The 20,462-nt window shown below is 39.4% G+C and carries 21 protein-coding genes; 6 read left to right on the forward strand and 15 right to left on the reverse strand.

Features of this window, described 5'->3' with window-relative positions; all coding sequences use genetic code 11:
* The first annotated feature begins 52 nt into the window (after positions 1 to 52).
* Both rlmD and R8N23_RS10430 read left to right on the forward strand, forming a co-directional pair.
* Complete coding sequence (rlmD, locus tag R8N23_RS10425; RefSeq protein WP_318171535.1) at positions 53 to 1,456, forward strand: 23S rRNA (uracil(1939)-C(5))-methyltransferase RlmD; 1,404 nt, start codon at positions 53 to 55, stop codon at positions 1,454 to 1,456.
* Between the two features lie 203 nt (positions 1,457 to 1,659).
* A complete protein-coding gene (locus R8N23_RS10430) occupies positions 1,660 to 2,970 on the forward strand; it encodes a tyrosine-type recombinase/integrase (protein WP_318171536.1) in 1,311 nt (436 codons plus the stop codon).
* Here the strand turns inward: R8N23_RS10430 and R8N23_RS10435 are convergent.
* The 9 genes from R8N23_RS10435 to R8N23_RS10475 all read right to left on the reverse strand — a co-directional run bounded on the left by R8N23_RS10435 (position 2,956) and on the right by R8N23_RS10475 (position 11,718).
* The gene (locus tag R8N23_RS10435; RefSeq protein ID WP_318171537.1) at positions 2,956 to 3,459 is read right to left on the reverse strand and encodes a hypothetical protein; all 504 of its coding nucleotides are present in this window, start codon (positions 3,457 to 3,459) and stop codon (positions 2,956 to 2,958) included. The genes R8N23_RS10430 and R8N23_RS10435 overlap by 15 nt on opposite strands.
* Positions 3,460 to 3,518: 59 nt before the next feature.
* The gene (locus R8N23_RS10440) at positions 3,519 to 5,063 is read right to left on the reverse strand and encodes a type IV secretory system conjugative DNA transfer family protein (protein ID WP_318171538.1); all 1,545 of its coding nucleotides are present in this window, start codon (positions 5,061 to 5,063) and stop codon (positions 3,519 to 3,521) included.
* A 19-nt stretch (positions 5,064 to 5,082) separates the two neighbouring features.
* The gene (locus R8N23_RS10445) at positions 5,083 to 5,742 is read right to left on the reverse strand and encodes a hypothetical protein (protein WP_318171539.1); all 660 of its coding nucleotides are present in this window, start codon (positions 5,740 to 5,742) and stop codon (positions 5,083 to 5,085) included.
* A gap of 6 nt (positions 5,743 to 5,748) precedes the next feature.
* Positions 5,749 to 6,180: a hypothetical protein gene (locus R8N23_RS10450; RefSeq protein WP_318171540.1), complete on the reverse strand. Its 432-nt coding sequence runs from the start codon at positions 6,178 to 6,180 to the stop codon at positions 5,749 to 5,751.
* Positions 6,122 to 8,878 carry a MobF family relaxase gene (mobF, locus tag R8N23_RS10455; protein ID WP_318171541.1) on the reverse strand — a complete coding sequence of 919 codons (2,757 nt, stop codon included), beginning with the start codon at positions 8,876 to 8,878 and terminating at the stop codon, positions 6,122 to 6,124. Before mobF ends, R8N23_RS10450 begins: the two co-directional genes overlap by 59 nt.
* A 160-nt stretch (positions 8,879 to 9,038) precedes the next feature.
* Positions 9,039 to 9,758 carry a hypothetical protein gene (locus R8N23_RS10460; RefSeq protein WP_318171542.1) on the reverse strand — a complete coding sequence of 240 codons (720 nt, stop codon included), beginning with the start codon at positions 9,756 to 9,758 and terminating at the stop codon, positions 9,039 to 9,041.
* Positions 9,759 to 9,800: 42 nt separating this feature from the next.
* A complete protein-coding gene (locus R8N23_RS10465; RefSeq protein ID WP_318171543.1) occupies positions 9,801 to 10,532 on the reverse strand; it encodes a hypothetical protein in 732 nt (243 codons plus the stop codon).
* A 24-nt stretch (positions 10,533 to 10,556) separates the two neighbouring features.
* A complete protein-coding gene (locus R8N23_RS10470) occupies positions 10,557 to 11,294 on the reverse strand; it encodes a hypothetical protein (protein WP_318171544.1) in 738 nt (245 codons plus the stop codon).
* The gene (locus tag R8N23_RS10475) at positions 11,287 to 11,718 is read right to left on the reverse strand and encodes a hypothetical protein (protein ID WP_318171545.1); all 432 of its coding nucleotides are present in this window, start codon (positions 11,716 to 11,718) and stop codon (positions 11,287 to 11,289) included. The genes R8N23_RS10470 and R8N23_RS10475 overlap by 8 nt, the downstream gene beginning before the upstream one ends.
* A 169-nt stretch (positions 11,719 to 11,887) precedes the next feature.
* Between R8N23_RS10475 and R8N23_RS10480 the strand changes: the two genes are divergently transcribed.
* The gene (locus R8N23_RS10480; RefSeq protein ID WP_318171546.1) at positions 11,888 to 12,586 is read left to right on the forward strand and encodes a hypothetical protein; all 699 of its coding nucleotides are present in this window, start codon (positions 11,888 to 11,890) and stop codon (positions 12,584 to 12,586) included.
* A gap of 74 nt (positions 12,587 to 12,660) precedes the next feature.
* Positions 12,661 to 13,044 carry a hypothetical protein gene (locus tag R8N23_RS10485; RefSeq protein ID WP_318171547.1) on the forward strand — a complete coding sequence of 128 codons (384 nt, stop codon included), beginning with the start codon at positions 12,661 to 12,663 and terminating at the stop codon, positions 13,042 to 13,044.
* Here R8N23_RS10485 and R8N23_RS10490 read toward each other — a convergent pair.
* From R8N23_RS10490 to R8N23_RS10505, 4 genes are all read right to left on the reverse strand, one after another.
* Positions 13,028 to 14,266 carry a helix-turn-helix domain-containing protein gene (locus tag R8N23_RS10490; protein WP_318171548.1) on the reverse strand — a complete coding sequence of 413 codons (1,239 nt, stop codon included), beginning with the start codon at positions 14,264 to 14,266 and terminating at the stop codon, positions 13,028 to 13,030. The two genes, R8N23_RS10485 and R8N23_RS10490, sit on opposite strands and share 17 nt — an antisense overlap.
* A 320-nt stretch (positions 14,267 to 14,586) precedes the next feature.
* Positions 14,587 to 15,789, reverse strand: coding sequence for a tyrosine-type recombinase/integrase (locus R8N23_RS10495; RefSeq protein ID WP_318171549.1), 1,203 nt, complete (start codon positions 15,787 to 15,789; stop codon positions 14,587 to 14,589).
* 216 nt (positions 15,790 to 16,005) lie between these two features.
* Positions 16,006 to 16,836, reverse strand: coding sequence for an HNH endonuclease (locus R8N23_RS10500; RefSeq protein ID WP_318171550.1), 831 nt, complete (start codon positions 16,834 to 16,836; stop codon positions 16,006 to 16,008).
* Complete coding sequence (locus R8N23_RS10505; RefSeq protein WP_318171551.1) at positions 16,833 to 18,821, reverse strand: AAA family ATPase; 1,989 nt, start codon at positions 18,819 to 18,821, stop codon at positions 16,833 to 16,835. The genes R8N23_RS10500 and R8N23_RS10505 overlap by 4 nt, the downstream gene beginning before the upstream one ends.
* A 334-nt stretch (positions 18,822 to 19,155) precedes the next feature.
* Between R8N23_RS10505 and R8N23_RS10510 the strand changes: the two genes are divergently transcribed.
* Positions 19,156 to 19,560: a type II toxin-antitoxin system RelE/ParE family toxin gene (locus R8N23_RS10510; RefSeq protein WP_318171552.1), complete on the forward strand. Its 405-nt coding sequence runs from the start codon at positions 19,156 to 19,158 to the stop codon at positions 19,558 to 19,560.
* Positions 19,538 to 19,852, forward strand: a complete 315-nt coding sequence (locus R8N23_RS10515) for a helix-turn-helix transcriptional regulator (RefSeq protein ID WP_318171553.1) — start codon at positions 19,538 to 19,540, stop codon at positions 19,850 to 19,852. Before R8N23_RS10510 ends, R8N23_RS10515 begins: the two co-directional genes overlap by 23 nt.
* A 2-nt stretch (positions 19,853 to 19,854) precedes the next feature.
* Here the strand turns inward: R8N23_RS10515 and R8N23_RS10520 are convergent, their stop codons facing one another.
* A complete protein-coding gene (locus tag R8N23_RS10520; RefSeq protein WP_318171554.1) occupies positions 19,855 to 20,289 on the reverse strand; it encodes a JAB domain-containing protein in 435 nt (144 codons plus the stop codon).
* Positions 20,271 to 20,459: a hypothetical protein gene (locus tag R8N23_RS10525; RefSeq protein ID WP_318171555.1), complete on the reverse strand. Its 189-nt coding sequence runs from the start codon at positions 20,457 to 20,459 to the stop codon at positions 20,271 to 20,273. The genes R8N23_RS10520 and R8N23_RS10525 overlap by 19 nt, the downstream gene beginning before the upstream one ends.
* Positions 20,460 to 20,462: the final 3 nt, after the last annotated feature.

Here is a 20,462-nt window from a genome sequence, read left to right on the forward strand (position 1 = left end):
TGGCAATGAAACTTTGAATTTTGAATGTCTTATTATCTAATTTTGCCGGCTCATGGCAAGAAAGAAAAAGAACATAGTAATAGAAAACCTGACAGTAGAAGCAGTAGCCGCGGAAGGTAAGAGCTTAGCCCGTCAGGATGGTCAGGTGATTTTTATCGAACGTACGGTACCCGGAGACGTGGTAGATGTACAAATTCGCAAAAAAAGGAAAGCCTACTCAGAAGGGTATCCTGTGAAATTTCACCAATATTCAGACCTTAGAATAGAGCCAATTTGCGAGCACTTTGGTGCTTGTGGTGGGTGCAAATGGCAAAACCTGGCCTATGATTCTCAGCTGGCCTTTAAACAGCAACAGGTGATGGATCACCTCACACGTATTGGTAAAGTTGAATTACCTGAAGCTGCCCCAATCATAGGTTCGACCAAAACCGATCGATATAGGAATAAGCTAGAGTTTACTTTTTCTAATAAGAAATGGCTAACCAAAGAGCAAATTGATTCTGAGGAGGTGATTGAAAGAAACGCGCTTGGTTTTCATGTGCCTCGTTTGTTTGATAAGATTGTGGATATTGACACTTGCCATTTGATGGCCGATCCTGCCAATGCTATTAAAAATGAAATTCGTTCTTTTGCCATTGCCAATGGTTATTCATTCTTTGACATCCGTGAACAAGTAGGATTGCTGCGAATCTTGATGATTCGTTACACAGATGCAGGGGAGTTGATGGTGTTGATTCAATTCTTTGAAAATGACGAAGAAAAAATCAATACCTTGATGAATCACGTCAAGAATACTTTTCCAGAAATCACTTCTTTGCTTTATGTCATCAATCAGAAGAAGAACGATACGATTTACGATCAGGAGATTCTGACCTTTGCGGGCAAGGATCACATCTTAGAGAAAATGGGTGATCTCGAATTCAAGATTGGACCAAAATCATTTTATCAAACCAATTCTGCTCAAGCCAAAGTACTTTATGACAAGACACTTGAGTTTGCAGACCTGAAAGGAGATGAACTGGTATACGATCTTTACACTGGGACGGGAACCATAGCCAACTACTGTGCGAAACAAGCTAAGAAGGTCGTGGGAATAGAATATGTGGAAGCGGCTATTCAAGATGCTTTTGTTAATGCAGAAGTAAACGGTATCACCAACACGGACTTTTATGCTGGCGACATGAAAGATTTGCTCAATGACGAATTCGTGGCCACGCACGGCCAACCAGATGTGATTATCACTGATCCGCCCCGTGCAGGTATGCACGATAATGTAGTGAATATGATCTTGAAATTATCTCCCAAGAAAGTAGTCTACGTGAGTTGCAATCCAGCCACTCAGGCAAGAGACATTGCCTTGATGGACGAGCAATATAAAGTCACTAAAATTCAGCCCGTAGATATGTTTCCGCATACGCATCATGTGGAGAATGTAGTCCTCTTAGAATTGAGATAGGAAATTATACTGAAATTATGAGGAAAAAGCCCTATTTTGTCTTAAATAGGGCTTTTTTATTTCCTATCGTTTCCAATCCATTCCCATCGCTTCCTATCGAAAAATTGAATTTCTCAGCATATTTTTGTCCGAATTTTGTCCGCGGACAAAAAATAACAAACATATCATTCGGACAAAATAATTTTACTTTGTATCTTTATGGCATGGGAAAGCGGACGAAAAAACAGACAGAAATCGAGCTTAAAGGCAATCGTATTGTTATTAGATATAAGTCTAAAAGATGGGCGACCGGCTACACATTGCACTCTGAAAGAAAGACCCAGATAGCGCAACAATTCAGTAACGGTCGATTAAAAGCACCTTGGAATAGGGAGCAATTTGAGGAAGCTAATCTTTCTATTCTGAAAAAGAAGCAGCGTATTGATAAATTGATCACGCAAGCCTATGAAAAGAATGTTGACGAGATCACTTACGTTGAAACCTATCTGCAAGATAAGAACGATAGGCTCAAGCAACTATCAATCACTAAAAACACGCTTCTCGTTGATGCGTATAGTGAGTATCTCCATGAAGTAAAAGCCAAGTCGAAAAAGATAACGACAGAGAGAAGTATCGAGCGATATTTTTCGGAACTGAGCCGTTTGAAAAGCTTTAGACCGAAAGCCACGCTTGGAGAAATAGACATTTTTTGGATTGAGGAATTCACTGAATTTCTAGCTACACCCAAAGAGGAAACCAAAGAGGTCTATGATAAAAGAAAAGGAAGTACGTTTAGCGTTACCAAAACAGTTTCACAATCAGATACGACCATTATCCGGTTCTTAAAAGACCTTAAATCTTTCTTTAGACATATTCAAAAATATAGCGAGCTGTCTTTACCCATTGATGATATTCAGGAGTATATAGAAGTTTTATCAAGCAAGAAGCCTTCGCAAGATGCGATTATTGCATTAACCCAAGAGCAATGGGAAGAATACAAAAACTATACACCTAACCCTCACAACCCTGCTGAAATCAAAACCTATGATGCTTTTAAATTCAGTGTGCTTACGGGTTTGCGATGGAGTGACCTGACACGCTTGGAGGATGTTCATGTGAAGGATGGTCGAATTAAAATGCACGCGGAAAAAACGAATGCGTATTTTGAAGTGCCTTTAAAGCCGGAAGCAGAAGAAATATTTAACAAATACGGACGATCTTTTGTCGGGGCCTTTTCACAGAACCAACAGCAAAACAAGAATTTGAAGAAAATTCTAACGAAGCTGCCAAGCTTGCAGCACGAAATACAAAAAACAACATTCAAATTGGGGAAGCCTATAAGGAAAACAATTCAGGCTTATGAGCAGGTCACTTTTCATTCCAGCCGTAGAACCTTTGCCAGCTTTTGTGTTCGTCATGGATGTACGCTTGATCAAATACAGTTGTTTTTAGGCTGGACTGACATCAGGACTCTGCGAAGATACTTATCGACCTTTTCCAGAGAGAACACGTATGATGATTTACCCAACTTTTAATTGGGTTTCTTTTTTGTAATTCTTTACGAATGTTTCGTATTCGAATGGCTTAAATTCTTTCAAGTAGGATGCAAAACTCAAAACATTGAGGCCACCATTCTTTTCATTATCGAACTGGTCTTTATGGTTTCCTTTTTGTAGCCAGGATTCTGATCTCCCACAGAGCAGGGCGGCTTCACGTTTTTGAATTACGGCTCTTGGGTCAATCATATCTAAAAAATCAACTTCCAATGCTTTCTTTTGTGAGGCTCGGCGAAGGGCTTCAATCTGTTCAATGCAATAATCATTAATAATCAGGTTAAGCGCATGCATAGCCTCCTTTACGGCTAGTAAATGAGCAATCTTGTTGTGCGCATTCTGATGCTCGGAACCTGAATAGTCGACAGAATTTCTAATAAAATCTTCTTGTCGTTCCAAGGTTTTCATATCACTCAATATCAGGGATACAAAATCTCTGGTAAGACCTCTTTTGGAGTTATGTATTTTCATATCGGATATGTTTATTTGACTAAATCGACCTTCTGGTCAATTCTGACTATGTTCTTAATTCATTTCCTTTGATTAAAGTCGACTAAGGCGAAGTTCTGTTGGTCACTACCCCACGTTTTGCCTGCCTTAAAGACTATGGTTTCAACTACATAATTATTAGCCTTTCTACCTGTCTTCAAGACGGTAAAATGATCAGGTGTTACTCTGAACTGTAATTGCTGATTCTTACTTTTACTGATCTGCATATCCTTATCTATGTTCAAATTTTGAAAATCTACGATGTGCTGACCAATCATTTCAGAAGCCCATCTATTTGTTTCAAAATCGGCATTGCTTGCAAAAAATTTCAAATTGAGATTACCCAATAAGCTCTTAGCCATAGCTCTGGCATTATGGCCTCCCATAATGCAATAAAGGTTATTTAAATTTTGAGTGATGTACATTGTAGCCGCCCAAGAGCTGCGCGCCATGGCCTGAAAATCACTATCCCCTTGAGGGTTACAAAATGCCTGATACTCGTCAATGAAAAGACAAGCAGGTTTGGGGGCAGGTTCTTCATTAACTTTCCGGCGCTGCATTGCACCTTGAAACTCACATTTGTAAATGGTTGCCGCAAAGCGACCAGCCAATCCAAATTTTTTAAGAGGAAAATCGACGATAACGATCTTTTTTTGTTCAATAATATTTTCAGGTAGGAGGTCTTCGCTAAGACCAGCGGCAAATTGATTTTTTAAGATTCCATCATACTTAAAAGGATTAATCATTCCCATGAACGATTGAACTATAATGCTCCGCGTTTTCTCAGATAATCTTGCAAATTCATTAAGCCAGAAATCTTCGGTAGTACCTGCATCTTCTTGTTCTTTCTCCGTCAAATCACGGCTTTGCATTTTATGAAACACCTGAATGAAGTAGTTTGAAGCGATCCATTCTGCAAGTTCAATTCTGGCTTCCTCTCGTTTTTGGGGATCAATGCCTCGCTCTGTGGTAATGGTTCGGACAAGGTTGTTATAGTGTTTTGCTTCTTCCTCTATGAATGAGGTGGTTGCAAGCTTGCGCATATTGGAAATGCTGATTTCCTCTCCAGCCAATGCAAGTAAGGAGATAATACTGCTGATTAAATCTTTTAAAGATTCATCCCAATACGGGTCTTGATTATTGCCTCCACTGCCTGATAAGGATAGGCGGGTTATATCACGTAAGTTCATCAAAGCGTTATTAGTATTAAAAACATCTCCTGCACCTTCCCCTTTGCGTTGCATTTCGTACTCTAAAAAGTTGAATTCAAGTCCACTTGCCTTATTGAAGATGATCAAATCCTTTTCTCGTCCTGTGGCTTTAGCGTATTCTACCCACCTGTCTTTCTCATCTGGTTTTGCGCAGAGTACGCAGAAGCCAAATCCTGCTTTCAACATGGCTAGTGCTGCGTGTTTTCCCGCACCGCTGGATTTTCCGCTTCCCGTGCTTCCGGTTATTAGAGTTCCTTCAACCGCATCAGCCCATGTAATTATGGTCTTTGTACCTGGTACTTCATAAAGCGGTGTATCTAATAGGTTTTCGTGGCTCTGATAGCTCTTCTCTGAATTTGATTGAAACAGTTTCATATCTAAGTTCTTTAATTGTCTAATCTATTGTTCTGTCCATTCCTTTTGATTTGCGTAATTCTTTTGGTGAGGGTTCAGTCTCACTGAAATACTTGCTCAGTTTTTTCTTGATTTTGGATAAGGATTTCTGATCCAGTTCTGGCGTTTTCAGGCTTGAAGCCAGCGATAAATTTTCAGGATCAGCTTGTATTTTCTTGATCTGTTCCTTCGTCTGATCTCTAACATCCTTCACTGCACTATATTCAGCCATGAGGCTTCCAAGCTTCTTATAAGCTTTGGTTTTGTCAGATTGTCTGGTGGTATCTTCTAGCTTTAGCTCTTTATCTTTTTCATGGCTAAACCATTTGCTCAAATTTTCATGTCGTCGGTATTCACTTTTTGCTTCTTCAACAATACCGTCACGTAAATCTTGATCTGCTTGCTCTCTGGCGTATTTGATATTCTCGAAGGATGTATGGGGCAGGGCGGCTCTTATACCGTGAGCGAAGAACAGATCAGATTTAGCCCGCTTGTCTAGCTCTTCTCGCTGTTGATTTTGATAGCGTTTCTTGATTTTTTGAATCTTAAAGAACTGATTTTGATCCCCTTTGCTGTAGAGATCGAGACGGTTTTGGAACTCTTCTTCGGATAGATTTCTTGGTGTTAACCTGTATTTGTTATGTTTTTTGGATCCTTTCATATCTCATCATTTTAAATATTCGCTTACTGCGTCTCCTTCGACTGTAATGTCTTTGACAAACGTGCTTGCCAAGCCGTCATCCTTGCCGGAAGCACTGGTTTTAACCCAGGCTAATAGCTCCTGAGTCAGGTTATCATGGATGGGGTCAAGGTTGCGGCCTGCAATGGTTATCAATAATTCATAAGCCTTGATGTATAGCAGGCTGCTGTCTGCCAATATGCTAATCGGAAGCATTGAATAGGAAATACCGTAGCGTTTTCCAGAGCGGAGAATGATTTCAAAGCGTTTGACCAACTCACCTTTTGCGCCAATGGCATAGAACTGGCCTGTCGTAGAAAAAACAGCAGGTGAACTTTGCTTTGAATCCTGATCTGTTGGTTTAGATTCTGCTGGAAATATCCCTCGTAACTTCGTTCTGTCTTTGTCTTGATACCGCATAGTTTTCTATTTTCTTATTCATTGATTGGTGATGAGCACGTTGCTTTTGTTCAAGCAATCTGCGCTCATGTTCATTGGCAACCTCACGAGCCGTCTTGCGTTCTCCGCTTCTTACAATGGCTGATTTGAGTTCTTTCTTATCATCTGTGTATAGCTGGATTCGAGATCGTCCTCGCGAAACAGCTACATAGAAGGCTTGATCATTAATGGCACCACGGGATGCCTCACTCATGCTGATATACACATCCTGACACGTCTTCCCTTGAGCTGAAAAACTCGTAGAAGCATAATTGTGCGCTAAATGATAGCTATCCTTGGCAAGTGTTTTACCATTCTCCAATTTGATATCGCTACCAACAAAACCCTTTACAATTTGAGGAGTACCATTATTGATCTTGGTCTTCTCCTTGGACTTCAAATTAACTGTCGGTTTAATCAAGTCACCAGTCGCTATATTGATTTTGGTCTTTTGGTAAATCGAATAATATTCGGGCTTGTCATGGGGCAGGGTTAGGACCTGTTTTGTTTTTAAGTCCCGAACCATAATCTTGTCTTTCTTCTCTCTCGGTAAGATTTCATAATGTGAGCCGGCCTTGAAGCCCGATTTGTTGTCCTTGGCTTTTTGATTCTTGATGAATCGCACGACATGGCCTTTTTGGTAATTCACCAAATCCTTTTTCTGGCTCTCACTGAGTGATAAATCTTTGAGTGTATCAAAGGTTCTTTCTTGGCCTTTAATACGACCTGCTGCTTTTTGTTTTTTGCGAATTAATTCTGAAATCTGATCCTTCTCAAAATTTGTCGGGCTTACAATCAATGCACTGCGTTTAGCCTTTATTGATGCGATGTAATCATCGGCTATTTTGTTAAGCCTTTCATCATGATCCGGTATCTCTTGAACGGCCTTCATTTTCTTATCTAAAATCTGGTAGCCCTCAAGGGTCTTGCGGTTAGATATAAGATCGACAGCCTTTTTGTAATCCGAAGGCTGCTGTCTCATATTCTGCTTCACGTGAATGGTTTTGATTTTAGCCTGCTGTAGGATGCGAAGCGCATCTCCATATTCTCCAGGACTTGCATGTTGTCCAATGTTGCCGCTTAAAATGACTCTTGCATTTTGTTCTTTAGCAATTTTTAGAATTTCGGATTTGGTTTTCACGCCGCACATACTGGCCTCATCAACACAAATGACATTTTCTCGAATTGATTGCTGTAATTCAGGGTTTATCAAAAAAGCAGCAATTGTCTGTGCCTCGGAAAAACCTTCTTTCCGAAGGACTTCAACAGCTTGTGATGAGGGGGCTATTGGAGTCATGATTTTGTTAACTGCTCTTAGGCCATCAGCTAGTTCTTGAAGCAAAGTCGATTTGCCTGAACCTGCTTTTCCTTCCAAAGCCACAATTTGATCGGAAGATGAAAGAATTTGCTTTACGGCATTCTTTTGATCCTTATTAAGGAAGTCTCGCTTGATTTTATAGTCAGAATTAAGAGGCTTGAATTTGCCTTTTCCTTCGGTTGCGAGAGAGATCATAAAATCCTCAAAATGAACCATTTCTCTGGTTGTGATAATGTTGATATTATTCTCTTCCGATTTTAAGATATTATCTCGGCTATTCAGTTCTTTCTCGAAATCTGCTGGGCTGTGACCGCTTCCAAAGCTCAAAGCCATTGCATGACCCAGCACGCGTTTTTCTTCGGCTATCGAATTCTTCTGAAGGAAATGGGAAAGACTTCGATCTATTGCCTCTTTTACAGATATTGAATTGGACTTGCCTTTATATTCTCCTTTGATGTTTTGCAGAGCCTCGAATTCTTCCTTGCTCAACTGGTCTTTCCAGAGATCGTAAAGCTTGTTTTCAGGCACAGATTTGTTCTTACTTACGCGGCTGAGTGCCGCTAATTTTGCTTTCTCTTTTGGATCGGTGACATTCTTTTCCTGCGCTAGACGATCCACGATTTTACTTCGCTCTGAAAACCGCTCCAAAATTGATTTCGGGACGCCAACAATTTCCCAGGCATCTTGCGTACGCTCGACCTTATAGCCAAGCTCAACCATCTTGTTGCTTAGGATATTATGGAAGTAGGATTGCAGGTAAGGCGCTGACTTGAAGATCAGATATGGATCAATCGCTAATATCTTGTTTCGTTCTTTGCTGTAGGTAGCGGAGATCAGAAAATTATGAATATGCTCCAATGGCTGTCCCGCAAAGACTTTTTTACCGTCGCTTCTAACATGTTCTACAGGTCTGCCGATCCTGTGATGAAATTCTGCCCAGCATCCATTGCCAGTGTGTTCGTAAAAGCGTCCGTATTGAGTGTTAGCTTGAGCTAAGATTAGCCGTTCAGCTTCAAGCATCATTTCACGATTTGCATACTTAAAGGCTGTTATGAATTCGGGATCATCTGTTAACGCTGAGAGAACACTAAAACTCTTTGGGGGCAGGGTGGTTATGTCCCAACCCACTTTTCGATTATCCTTTGTTATCGGCGTTAAACGTTCTTTTGAGTCTGGAATTTGATTGTGAACTAAAGCATCAAAATTCTCTAAAGTAACGTTCTTAAGTCCTAATCGTGTAGCCAGATTCCCGTTCCAGAAAGCTTCAATCTCTTCCTTGTAGTATTCACCTTGTTTTCTGAGTGAGGTCTTGTGATAGCCGGACGCGGCTTTCGCATTTGCTGAGGCTGTTATTCTCATCATGACGGTCTCGTTTTTAGTCTGTTCGGGATTGAAAAAGACGAGCATGAATAAAAGGCTGATGCCTGACGATATGGTGCGCGTCTTTATCATTTAGATGTACTCGTTTTGTTCTCCTGTGTCAAGGGAAAAAGGAAAATATTCTTATCGCTGTTCATCGTTCTCATGCGTTTAAAATTGATCGTGTGTGTGCCTGATATGAGCGATCCAGAACTTGCTGTGCCAGTTCAGCGGAAGCTGTTGAGATCATGAAAATTCCAAAATGAGCATCTCCAACATACTTCCATGCAGCAATGCCAATTCCGACAGCAATCGCGAAATCAAGCAGGCTACATAAAAATTCGTTTACAGGTAGAAATTTGGAAAGCCCTAATCCGATCCAACTCTGACCTCTCATGGTTAAGCTTGAATTTCCTTTCCCGATCCACACAGCAATTAAATGAGTCAGAGATGTAAGCGTAAATAGCCCTGTGTAAACCAGTAAAAACTTTGATTCCACATCAATAAAAGCTAGTTGGTAGAGTTCACTTGGCGTTTTGAAAAAAGGTAAAACAGGTACTAGGAACATGGCTAAGGGCTTCAAGAGAATAGGCACATGCGTACTATTGAAGCTAAGCGAAAAACTCAGGGCTGAACAAATGGCAAGGATACCTATGGTCTGACTTCCAGCCTTGAAACGAAATAGACACCAATGCATGGTTGCGAGCATGGCTTTGTTAAATCGTGCATATTGTTTCAGTAATAAAAGACACGTTTTCTCCCAATGCTTATTAAAAAATGTCTCCCAGAATGGAGAGGTATAAGCTCCCCAGATAATTGCATTATCAGAAATTTTAAGCGTCTTGCGAACCTGCATGTCCCGATTGGATTTATCCGTAATCATATCCTTGAATTTTAGTTGTATAATTAGGTTTTAAGAGGGCTGCTAAAAGGCAGCCCTAGCTTGAAATGCACCGCCTTTGGCTTTTATGAGACGTTCCCAAAATCGAGACATCCAAAGCTCCATATCCGTCTTACCCGGCGTAATCAAGATCACTGAAAATCCTGCCAGATCAGGAAGCAGGGCATCACGCTCCAAAGCCTCAACAATAGCATCAAAATCGGTTATGACCTGTGCAGGGTTATTTTTATAGCGCAGGGCGTTGAATGCTGAACTTACTTCGATTCCGTCCGAGAAAATGAAAAGAGTTTTACTGGAAGCGCTTGAATGAAAGTCCTTTGTGATGGCGACTATCGTTCGATATAAATTGGTCTGTTGCTCATCACATGGTTGATCAGCTAGATAGTCCAAATCAACTTTAGCTTTGGCTAAAAATTGTCTCAGTGCTTTGTCGCGCTCAGAGCTAGATGCAAACCAGCTATCATCAGCTTTTTGTAATGGTGCTAAGCGTATCTCGGCTATCCTGCTTTCGCCGCACGTGGCGGTTCTGAAATTTACCCCTTGATCCGAGTCTTTAAGATCAAGATAGGTGATCATTTTTCTAAAGATTGCATCTTCATCAAATGCTTTAGCCTCATTCGAGCTTTCACTAACATCGCGGATAATACCCACCTCTACGATTTGAGCAGTTAGCTCAGTTCCAATGAACATTAGGCTCAATAGCAAACCCACACCAACCTTGCTGGTTGTGATCTTTATATTTTGTATCTCTTTCATATTTGAAGTATTTAAAGTTGAAAATCAGTTGATATAAGCTATCTCTATAGCCTGTGTTATGCGTAACCTTGCATTTTTATGCATGTCGAGTTCGTACTTGTAGTCATGCTCCATTCTCGCCAGCTTTTTCTCAAGCTCACGTGCTTCTTTTTCTAGGGAATTCAGGTGGTCTGTGACACGTCCTTCTGCTGTAATTGTAGGCTTGGCATTGGCACGTTCGAATCGACCTTTGAGAAGCAAAACACGATATTGAAAGGCTCTCCATAATTCGGACATGGATAAGCGACTTCTGAGCGGTTGAAAGTTCTTGGCATCAGAGTAATACAAGTAGCTCAAGAACACCGCAAAACCATACAAGAGTGTGATAAGGCCGGTAGCAATGATGTGCTTTTGTGATTCACGTCTTGGTGCTGAGTCTGGGTCAAGATAAAAGGTAAGGGGATCGGCTGCTTCTTGTCTGGCAACCTCAGCTTGTCCAACATAAATGAAGCTCAGCAGTCCTAATCCAAGAATGAAGGCAATGACAATGAGGTCATATCTCTTCTTCACCAAAAGCTTACCCGTAACCTTCGGAAGCACACTAAATAATGTCGCCATACCCAATGCCAGTATATTACCGAGTACGGGCATATCGAGCACAAGCGTGTAAAGTGGTTTGCTCAATGTATAATCTGTAACGAACAGAATTACACTGACCAGAAACAATACTGGCCAGGACACAATAAAGTCCTTCAGGGCATTTTTTAATTTGCTATCAATCATGGTCTTTTTGTTTTGATTGTGAATTGAATTTTTCCTGTTCATCTGCTTGTGCTTGTAGCTTATTCAGCTTGGCATTATGCAGATCAATGTGCTCGTAGACTTCATCCGGGATGATGGATTTTTCCGACTCAACATACTCAGAGAAGCGGGTTTTGATATCTGATATTTTATCTTGGAGCTGGGTCAACTCGTTTTTTGTCAGCTTAATTTTCAAACTGTACTTTGCGTGTATTGTGCTCAGAGCTTCATCCAATCTTAGTTTGGCTTGCTTCTTAGTTATCCTTAGAGGGACTTTTCTTTTTTTGTTTCCTAATGCCGTTTCTACCCACTCTTTAATATGATCTTCGATGGTGAAATCGTAATAGATATGGCGATCTGTAGTGTGAGTTTCTCCCTTTAAAAGATTGTCTAATAGTGTCCTCATATTGTCTAAATATTAGTATTCTAAATAAATCAATATGCTGTATTAATAATCATTACTGCATAATGAAGTAAACGTAGTAAAACAATTTATCAATTCCAAATACTGCTAAATGTTTGACATTACTAGGAATGTAGTTTACTTTTAAGGTTTGGACTTAATAATCAATTCGATGACTAAAAAGCGAACGACAGAAGAAAAAAATACCAAATCTGTATTGGTGGTGAGGGAGATTTTCGTTGATGAAAATGATTTGTCAAATTTACAAGAGGACGCAAAATCCTATAATGGACTAGTGATAAATGAAAGCGCTAACGCCATTAAATTTGAAGCTTCTAAGTCAGCAGTATATGACAAGTTTGCTAGAGCGGATGTAGTCGATAAATATGGCTTCATAGTACCAACAGGCGACGAAGTTAGGTTTGCAGATACGAAAAGTATTGAAGAGGAGAAGAACTTGTCTAGTGGAAAAAAGAAACTCGTTGTAGATGAGAAATTAAAAAAGAAATATCCAGAATATTCAAGCGACATTAAGAAACTCTTTAATTCCTTTATGGGTGGGGATTTAGTTGAATTTGAAGATGCCATTGATCAAATTTTATCAAAAAAAGAGGAGGGACGTCTTTATAAACACGGTAATAGAGGAAACAAAGAAGCAGCTGATAACTTTGCCCGCGAAATGTTTCCTCATATGATTGAGGCAAAAAAGCACGCCAATACTTATGATGAAATCGCCCATTATTTTAATGCAATACTAAATCTAAGAACTAGAAGAGGTAAATTATTTAATAATACGGCTGTCATACGTCTTGAAAGGAAACAAAAGGAACTCGGTTTAAAACCGGATCAAAATTATCCAGAAGTCAACTAGGTTTGATGCTAACCCACACCTAAAATAATTGACATAAAAACAAAAGTCTGCTAGATAAACCTCCATTCTGGTAAATGAGGAGGAAGTCTTTGAAAGACGAAAATAAATTAGAAGGCAAGCTTAAAACACTTGTCGTGGCTTTTGAGAAGACAAGTTCTGATAATGACGAAACAGAAGTTGAGGCCATGATCTCACTTCTGGAAAAGTATAATTGGGATATTAAAGCAGTTGACCTAACTGTAAAAATTATAGGATCAGGACCGTTGATGACTTTTGAAGATTCTGACTATTTTAATAGAACCTGGAAGAAAGCAAACCAATCGGAACCTAAGGCTCAACTGACCGAAAATGAGAAATTGGATAGAGTTATTGAACTCTCGAAGAGCGATGCATTTGGATGTGATCACAATCAAATTAAAATGATCGCTGAAACTTTAAAGCTTAGTGATCCTTCTTAAGGATTATCTCCTTAGCCAAGGTTTTAAAATCCTCTGAATTCCAATCCTCATCTTCCTCGGATTCGTATAGCTTGTCGCTTTCCGCCTTAAAGCTCAACAAGCATTTCTGAATTTGTTCGGTGTGCATGGATTTCGTCACTTTTAAAGTTTTTAAGTCAAGGAATGCTCCAGGGAACTCTGAAATATCCTGATCGTGCAGATATGGGTGATCTATGAGATAGAAAAGTAAATCTGTTAATGCAGTATTGTTGGGATCAACCAAAATTTTTGATAATGTCAAGCTTACGGCCTCATAATTGTCGTTGCGAATATCCCTGTTGAGTTCAGAGATAGTTGCCATTTCAATATTGAACTTCTTTAGAAATTCGGTCTTGTACTTGTCCAGGAGTTCATTTTTGAATTCTTGGAAGAATGGATCAGTTGCCTTGATAAAATCGGAGTCCTGATCAATCTCAACAGCTTCGTTAGGCATTTCTGCTACTTCATCATCAATGAAAAAGGGCTTGCAGGCTGACAGGTAATTGCCATAATTTTTAATGCTCTTTGTAATGTCAATGTAATGCTCATGTCCTTCAAGGTGAGCATGGAGATTGGCAAATAGCAAAAAGTAAATATCTATCTTCGCAGGGAGTGCACAATCCATTCCGTCAAGGCCGTTTTTAATCCCATATTCCAAGATCAGGTTAGATGTTAGTGCTTCTGTTTCCGGATCGACCCATATATTGAACGAGTGTGAAGAATCAAACCCGAAGGGGTGAACTTGAAGAATTGTATTTTCAACAGTATAGGTGATCCACTGATTTAGTAGAGATTCCTGTTTTACCTCAAACTTTATGTGTCTCAAGATAAACCGAAGCAGGATTTCATTGAGTTGATTTTGAGACCTCCATAATGGGTCGAAATCATCAGCATTACTGTTAGCCTGATTGTTTTTTGCATAGCGTGCGTAATTATTGTGAAAGGTTCTGACTGAACAGGTCATATTTAGTAGCTTACGAATCGCTTTTATAGTCAGAGAGGGGTCTTCTTCTTTTAGTGAATAGGCCATTTCCATCTTGCGCTTTAATATGTAGCGCTGAGGTGTTTCATCCAATCGTGCTTTAAAATCTCTGTACAGTTTCTTGCTAGAGACCGAAAATTGAGTTTCAAGCAAGTGATCTGGATAAGGTATTTCTTGGGCATGTGCGTCGATGTAGGTAATGACTTCAGTTAGATATTCCATAAAAAGCGTTTATTTCAAAGTAAAAGAGTTCACAAACTAAATTCAACTTGGCCTCTATGAAGATTTTGGACAGTGGTGTGAAGATTTTGGACAGTATCTTGTTAAATCTAGTGCACGGATTTTGCACGGATTGCCCTCAATGTTCATTGTATGTTCCCTATCTGTTCCTCTGATTTTGGAGCGGTAATATTCAAAAATGGAGGTGTTTTTCAGAGAGCTGGTCGGCTGAAAAGCCGCAGTCAGTAAGGAAATGGCGGACACTGAGGGATTCGAACCCTCGATAGAGTTATTAACCCTATACTCCCTTAGCAGGGATGCAATTATAGCCATTGAGAAATGGCTTCAAAGTCTTTCTCAGTAAGGCTTTTAGTGGTGTTTGACTTGTAAGTTTTGTCATGTTGTGCACGGATTTTGCACGGATCGGTTAAATCATCTCTTAAGCCAACCGGGTTAGGTAACTGGTTTATCGCTTCAATCAAACTCTTTCTTGGAAGGTGGGTATAATGCCTACTCATCTCGTTTTCAGAGGCATGACCAAGGATTTCATCTTTAATCATTTCACTCACGCCACCAGGCCAAATTAAATATGTAGAAACGGTGTGCCTTGCAACATAAGGAGTAATACTAATCCCCGATCTCTTTTTAGCTGAATTGATCGGGCAAGCCATTTGCCCTCCAGAATTATAAATTATCCGTCCGGCTTTATTATACTTTCTATTCGATGGGTAGCGCTTTCCAAGCGTATTCAAAAATACATGCTCATTATTCTGCTCTTTTAAAAAGCTCATTAATGGCTTTATACATTTATGCATTGGAATTCCTCTTGGCATATCTGTTTTGGTTTCATCCAAGGCAATCCAATCGCATTCAGGATTAAGGCTGTGAGTTTCTAGGTCAAATGCTTCAAGGGGTCTACATCCTGTCCAAAAAAGAAAAAACATCACTTTTGCTGCTGGATAAGAAAGAGCATTAATAAAGCTTATTGCATCTTCATAGGTGCAAGGCTTACGAGATCGAGTCTTAGATTTATTTCGCTTGGGGCGTTGCCACTCAACATAGGGGCATAGGGGTTTCTGGCCTTTGGTATTATGCTTCCAAACAGCAATAAAGGGAGTCCAAAACTGTCGGTTTTGAGTATCAGGTGTACAATGCCCGTACATTTCATGGGCTAGGTCGTTGAGTTGTTCTTGATCAATTTCTCTTATTTTGAAATGTCCAAGTCTTCCGATTAGTCCTGTCCATTCACCTCCCTTGTATTCACCTAAGTAGCGAGGTGATCCACCTGCTTTTAGATAGTTTAGGGCTGCATCAAGAAAGGTGGCTGAGTAGGCTTTTCCATAGATATAAGCTTCTCTAAGTTCGGAGATGCGGCGATCTCTATAATCCTTGATTTGAGTAGAGGGTGTCTTTAAACCCTTGTGAGGTATTCCTGAGCTTTCATAGATTTCTTGACCGTGGATGGTACCTCGAACGTACCAGTTTGGTGACTTTGGTTTTTTGAATATTTTAAGTTCATTTGACATTGTGTTAATTGTACCACTTGTTCGGGCGGAAGGCACCAGATTTCCTTGTTTTTGATATAAAAAACATGTGGAATCATTCCAGATTTTCTAATGAGTTTTCGGACTTTTCTTTTTTGAGCTAGAGGCGATAAATCCGTCAGAGGTTTTCCGATTTTTTTCGCGACTTCGAGTTCAGATAAAAGCATCGTAGGACTATAGTCCTAATTCTTTAGTATGTCAAGCTAAGAGGGATTCAAAATCGTCATGATTGACTAGTTCAAGTTCAAGAATGGCTTTCCAATGATTGATACCATATTTTAATCGTCTTTCGTTAGTCGATTGCTCCACAATCGTTTTAAATTTCTCTATGCCTAATTGTGGAACCGTGTATTTGGCAGAGGAAACAATTGGGTCAATGACCTCATTAGAATTTTCTCTGAACCTTTTAAATAAATCTAAATTCTCATAATGTGACTGTACTAGATTGGAAAAATTATCATCCAAGGCTGATCCGTCTATTGAAAAAATCGGAATTGGATACGACTCGAATTCTACCTGTAAATATTGAGCTTCTGGTAGTATGTCGTAGTACAAGTTAAGAAAGGCTCTTTCGCCTTCGATCAGCCATTGATCGCCTTTTTGTCCGTTACAGCTAAAACAGCAGGGAAGTAGATTAATTGGGTTAACGACGAACTCAGGGAATTCTTCTTTAGGTACTATATGGTCGAATGAATGCACAGGTTCAATCGTGCACATCTGGCAAGTGTTAAATTTTCTTTCATCCTTTGTTGTCAGCAATACATTGAGTTCTTGCAGGATTTTGCTTTTGTAGCGATATAAGGATAAGAGATCAGTCTTTTGCTGTCCAGAGTACCCATATGGAGCAATAGATTTAAGATTATCTTCGTTCAACAACTCTGCATATTGCTCAAATACTTCTTCTATCTGACCATCCAGTGCATTTAGGCGTTCCTTATATTCAGGGTCACTCTTTTTGCTGTATTTCTTAGAAACAACAGTTTTATGAAACTCATGGCAATCCTCACCATATGGCTCTAAATTTATCATTCGCTCTCTTCAAAAATACTGTTTACAAAAAGCCTTAGATTCAGGCTGACAGGAATATTATCGCTCTGGATGGCCTCAATGATTTCATCGGCATTTTTTTCCTTTCGCTTTAATCGTCTTATTATTTCTTGGTAATGTTTTGGGATTTCATTTGTCCCAAAAACTTCTTCTGTTATATCGGATAAATTAGCACCAAAAGATTCCAATCCGATTTTCCTGATTGCTAAGGAGTCCTCAACTCTGTCAAAAACATAGACATTTCTGGAGAGTAACTCTCTAATTATAATTGGTGAATGAGTCGTAAGAATGCAAAAGGATTGAAACCTTTTAACCAACTCGTAAATAGTATTCATTAATTGAGCAATAGCATTGGGATGTAGGTGAGTTTCTGGTTCATCGAAAAGCAGTAGCGAGTCATATCGGATATGAGCAATAATATTTGTTACGGTTTCTAGTAGTATTCTTTGGCCTGAGCTAAGTTCTCTACGCATTGAGTTGAGTTTCTCAATGTTTACCTTGGGCTTACCTAAATCATCACGCCCGAAAATCCCTAGGAGATAAGATTCAGGAAGAAATTCACTTAGGATTTCTTCCCAATCTTCAACCCGTTCTAATTCCTCTATTCGCTTCCTTGTATGTCCAAATTTGATGGCTCGCCCTCTATCATCACCCATGTCACCAGTTTCATCTCTTAGACTACAAAAGGTGTAATCTATATTAATACCGGATTTGCTTGGCTTGAAAGTGTCGAATGGGCTATATGATAATGCGATTATTTTTGAGAATAACGGAGTTGCGCTATCAAAGAACTCATCATTTTCTTCGGCTAGGTCACGAGGTAATTGGGAAATGAATTGTGTCTTTCCAACCCCATTTTTACCAATGATGGCGCATATTCTATTGGGTATTTCAGAAGTATCCTCAAAATCGAAATTAATTCTTATTGGGGGAATCTCGGCATCACCAAATTTTGGAGAAAATAGATGGGTGAACGTGTACATATCAGCACGTGTTCTACCACTCAGTTCAAATCTTACTTCTCTAAGAATTCTTTCAGCTTTGTCTTCTCTTATAAGGGAGTTTTTGAAATAGCTCTCCCTTTCAAAAATGTCAGAAATATCTGTGAAGAATGCAGCATCCCTTAAAGCGAATAGTATTGACCTGAATTTGGCCTTATACTCCTCTTTAAGATATTCATAATATGCCTTGCTTTGTCCCAGGCTACAAAAGGAATCATCTAGTTCAGTAAAAGATTCGGGTAGAATCGGGTGAAAATTTTGAAAGTTGCCATCTTTATCTTGGTGCTCTGAATAATTGCTAGAATCGTTCGTAATAATTTTAAGCTCACCAAATTTATCCAGTTCACCGTCAGAATCTCTGTAAACCAAATTGCAACGAGATTTTAAGGAATAATCATTCCACCAATCAAAGTCGCGAAAGTCCAGGATGAATATATCTTTTTCTTCGGGTTTAAACTCGTTCAAATCCTTAACCTCATAGTTGGGAAAGAACCTGATGTTGTTTTTCACGACACCTGTTGGGTATTTGTTGTTAGGGTCGTAGTTGGATAATTCAAATATTGGATTGTCGTCGTTGTCAAATCCAGAAGTGTCTAGGCTGAAGCCTTCTTTATTAAGTTGAAAGTTTATTTCATCAGCAAGATTAAGCCTTTGTGGTTCCGAAGGCTGAAAGCCGGGGCTTACAAGATATTCCAGCAGCTTAACTAGTTTATCACCTTCGGTAACATCAAATCTGGTAAGCAGTGTGTATTCTAGTTCCCAGTCATTATTATGGACAAGATGTTTAACAGCATCTCCGTAAGCGTCTTTATATCTCGAGTCTTCTGATGGTTTAGTTCTAAGATTAAATACATGATCAAGCAGATCAATTATTCCTTCATCATGTGATCCATAAAACACCGATGGATTGGCTATCAATCCCTTAGCTATTTTTATTTTCTTTTCTCGGTTTAGGTTGAAGGTCATTCTTCTCTTTCTAAAGATTTTATGTGATGCTTCCAAGATAATATTAAAATCACAATTACCTATTTTGTGTGAATATTTATCAATTTCTTCATTGTTTCATATGGCGCATGTTGAACTCGTTTTGCTTTGCGTCAAAATCAGGGATTTGATCTCCCCTGACGTGATGTCTGATAGAATTATAAGCACTTTGAGATTGTTCACTTTCTAAGGTTGAAACAAGTAGTTCAGTGACCCTTTAATGCACCGAAGTAGCACCTCGCCATAAGCCAACTATTTATGATAATTATCGTTAGCAATACTTGACACTGTACCAATAAAGTTGTACACTTGTAGTATGGATGAATTGCCCGAATACATAGCCTATCAAGGTGATGAATATCAAATAGAGTTCTATTTCGATGAGAAGGGTAAAAGTCAAGCAAGAGAGTATTTGACGAACATGGAAGCGTCAGATGCTAAGAAGTTTGCTCATCTTCTCCAAATGATGGGAGATGTCGGGCAAATAAAGAACGAACAGAAGTTTAGGAATGAAGGGGATAAAATCTATGCCTTCAAGCCTCAACCTCATAGGTTTTTATGCTTTTTCGTTAGTGGTAAGAAAATCATTATCACTAATGCTTTTATCAAGAAACAGCAAAAATTGCCCAAGTCAGAAAAAGACCGGGCATTGGATAAAAAACTGGATTACGAAACACGAAATAAGAAAGGAACATATTATGGAGAAGAAAACGAAAAATAAATTCGGGTCTGCATTCGGCAAGTTCTTGGATGATCCTGATTTCAAGAAAGACTATGATAAGGAGTTTAAGGAATTCGCCTTATCCGAACTTTTGATGACTTTAATGGATAACGAAAAGCAAAGCGTGCGAAAGCTTGCCGAATTGGCAGGAATTTCACCGACAACAATCCAGAATATAAAGTCAGGCAAAAACTCGGATGTGAAGCTCAGCAACTTCCTTAATATTATTGAGGCATGTGGTTATAGACTTGAGTTGGTAAAAGGCGAAAAGAGCCTTTCGCTTTCTGCCTAGTTTTATAGTTCGCTTAGAATAGAATAAAAGCCATCATTAGTGACTATCAAATGATCCTCTAAATCAATACGCAGCAATTTTCCCGCCTTATAGAATTGCTCGGTAAGATGAATGTCGGCCTTACTCGGTTTTAAATTCCCAGAAGGGTGATTATGAGCAAGTATAAAGCTGTTGGCTCGTCTTTTAAGGGCAATGGCGAAGACGAGTCTCAGATCGACTGTAGTTTCCGAGAGGCCACCTTTCGAGATCGAGGCGATAGACATAAGCCTAAGCTGGCGATCCAAAAACATCGCCTTGCATTCTTCGATTAGCTCGATCTGATCTTGATCCCAGCTCTCCAGAAATATTTCATAAGCATCTTTGGCACAAGTAATCTTTGGCCTTTCATGGGCTTTGAGCTTGTTTCGATAAGTAAGCTTTACTTCTTCAATATGCATATTTGTACTTCCTCAACATTGTATATTTCCCAATGACTGCTACCCTCTATTTCAGTGAATTCACTGCCACATAATTGAGATGCTATCTGTTCAGCTTCCTTCTGGGTATTGGCTCTGATTTGTACCTGTAGATAGGTGCGCATTTCGGCCTTTGCTATAAATGTTTTCATTAG

Source organism: Reichenbachiella sp. (assembly GCF_033344935.1).
Taxonomy (GTDB): domain Bacteria; phylum Bacteroidota; class Bacteroidia; order Cytophagales; family Cyclobacteriaceae; genus Reichenbachiella.

Excerpts from the sequence above, each read along its gene's own strand:
- rlmD (WP_318171535.1), top strand. The coding sequence starts at position 53 with ATGGCAAGAAAGAAAAAGAACATAGTAATAGAAAACCTGACAGTAGAA.
- R8N23_RS10430 (WP_318171536.1), top strand. The coding sequence starts at position 1,660 with ATGGGAAAGCGGACGAAAAAACAGACAGAAATCGAGCTTAAAGGCAAT.
- R8N23_RS10435 (WP_318171537.1), bottom strand. The coding sequence starts at position 3,459 with ATGAAAATACATAACTCCAAAAGAGGTCTTACCAGAGATTTTGTATCC.
- R8N23_RS10440 (WP_318171538.1), bottom strand. The coding sequence starts at position 5,063 with ATGAAACTGTTTCAATCAAATTCAGAGAAGAGCTATCAGAGCCACGAA.
- R8N23_RS10445 (WP_318171539.1), bottom strand. The coding sequence starts at position 5,742 with ATGAAAGGATCCAAAAAACATAACAAATACAGGTTAACACCAAGAAAT.
- R8N23_RS10450 (WP_318171540.1), bottom strand. The coding sequence starts at position 6,180 with ATGCGGTATCAAGACAAAGACAGAACGAAGTTACGAGGGATATTTCCA.
- mobF (WP_318171541.1), bottom strand. The coding sequence starts at position 8,878 with ATGATGAGAATAACAGCCTCAGCAAATGCGAAAGCCGCGTCCGGCTAT.
- R8N23_RS10460 (WP_318171542.1), bottom strand. The coding sequence starts at position 9,758 with ATGATTACGGATAAATCCAATCGGGACATGCAGGTTCGCAAGACGCTT.
- R8N23_RS10465 (WP_318171543.1), bottom strand. The coding sequence starts at position 10,532 with ATGAAAGAGATACAAAATATAAAGATCACAACCAGCAAGGTTGGTGTG.
- R8N23_RS10470 (WP_318171544.1), bottom strand. The coding sequence starts at position 11,294 with ATGATTGATAGCAAATTAAAAAATGCCCTGAAGGACTTTATTGTGTCC.
- R8N23_RS10475 (WP_318171545.1), bottom strand. The coding sequence starts at position 11,718 with ATGAGGACACTATTAGACAATCTTTTAAAGGGAGAAACTCACACTACA.
- R8N23_RS10480 (WP_318171546.1), top strand. The coding sequence starts at position 11,888 with ATGACTAAAAAGCGAACGACAGAAGAAAAAAATACCAAATCTGTATTG.
- R8N23_RS10485 (WP_318171547.1), top strand. The coding sequence starts at position 12,661 with ATGAGGAGGAAGTCTTTGAAAGACGAAAATAAATTAGAAGGCAAGCTT.
- R8N23_RS10490 (WP_318171548.1), bottom strand. The coding sequence starts at position 14,266 with ATGGAATATCTAACTGAAGTCATTACCTACATCGACGCACATGCCCAA.
- R8N23_RS10495 (WP_318171549.1), bottom strand. The coding sequence starts at position 15,789 with ATGTCAAATGAACTTAAAATATTCAAAAAACCAAAGTCACCAAACTGG.
- R8N23_RS10500 (WP_318171550.1), bottom strand. The coding sequence starts at position 16,836 with ATGATAAATTTAGAGCCATATGGTGAGGATTGCCATGAGTTTCATAAA.
- R8N23_RS10505 (WP_318171551.1), bottom strand. The coding sequence starts at position 18,821 with ATGACCTTCAACCTAAACCGAGAAAAGAAAATAAAAATAGCTAAGGGA.
- R8N23_RS10510 (WP_318171552.1), top strand. The coding sequence starts at position 19,156 with ATGGATGAATTGCCCGAATACATAGCCTATCAAGGTGATGAATATCAA.
- R8N23_RS10515 (WP_318171553.1), top strand. The coding sequence starts at position 19,538 with ATGGAGAAGAAAACGAAAAATAAATTCGGGTCTGCATTCGGCAAGTTC.
- R8N23_RS10520 (WP_318171554.1), bottom strand. The coding sequence starts at position 20,289 with ATGCATATTGAAGAAGTAAAGCTTACTTATCGAAACAAGCTCAAAGCC.
- R8N23_RS10525 (WP_318171555.1), bottom strand. The coding sequence starts at position 20,459 with ATGAAAACATTTATAGCAAAGGCCGAAATGCGCACCTATCTACAGGTA.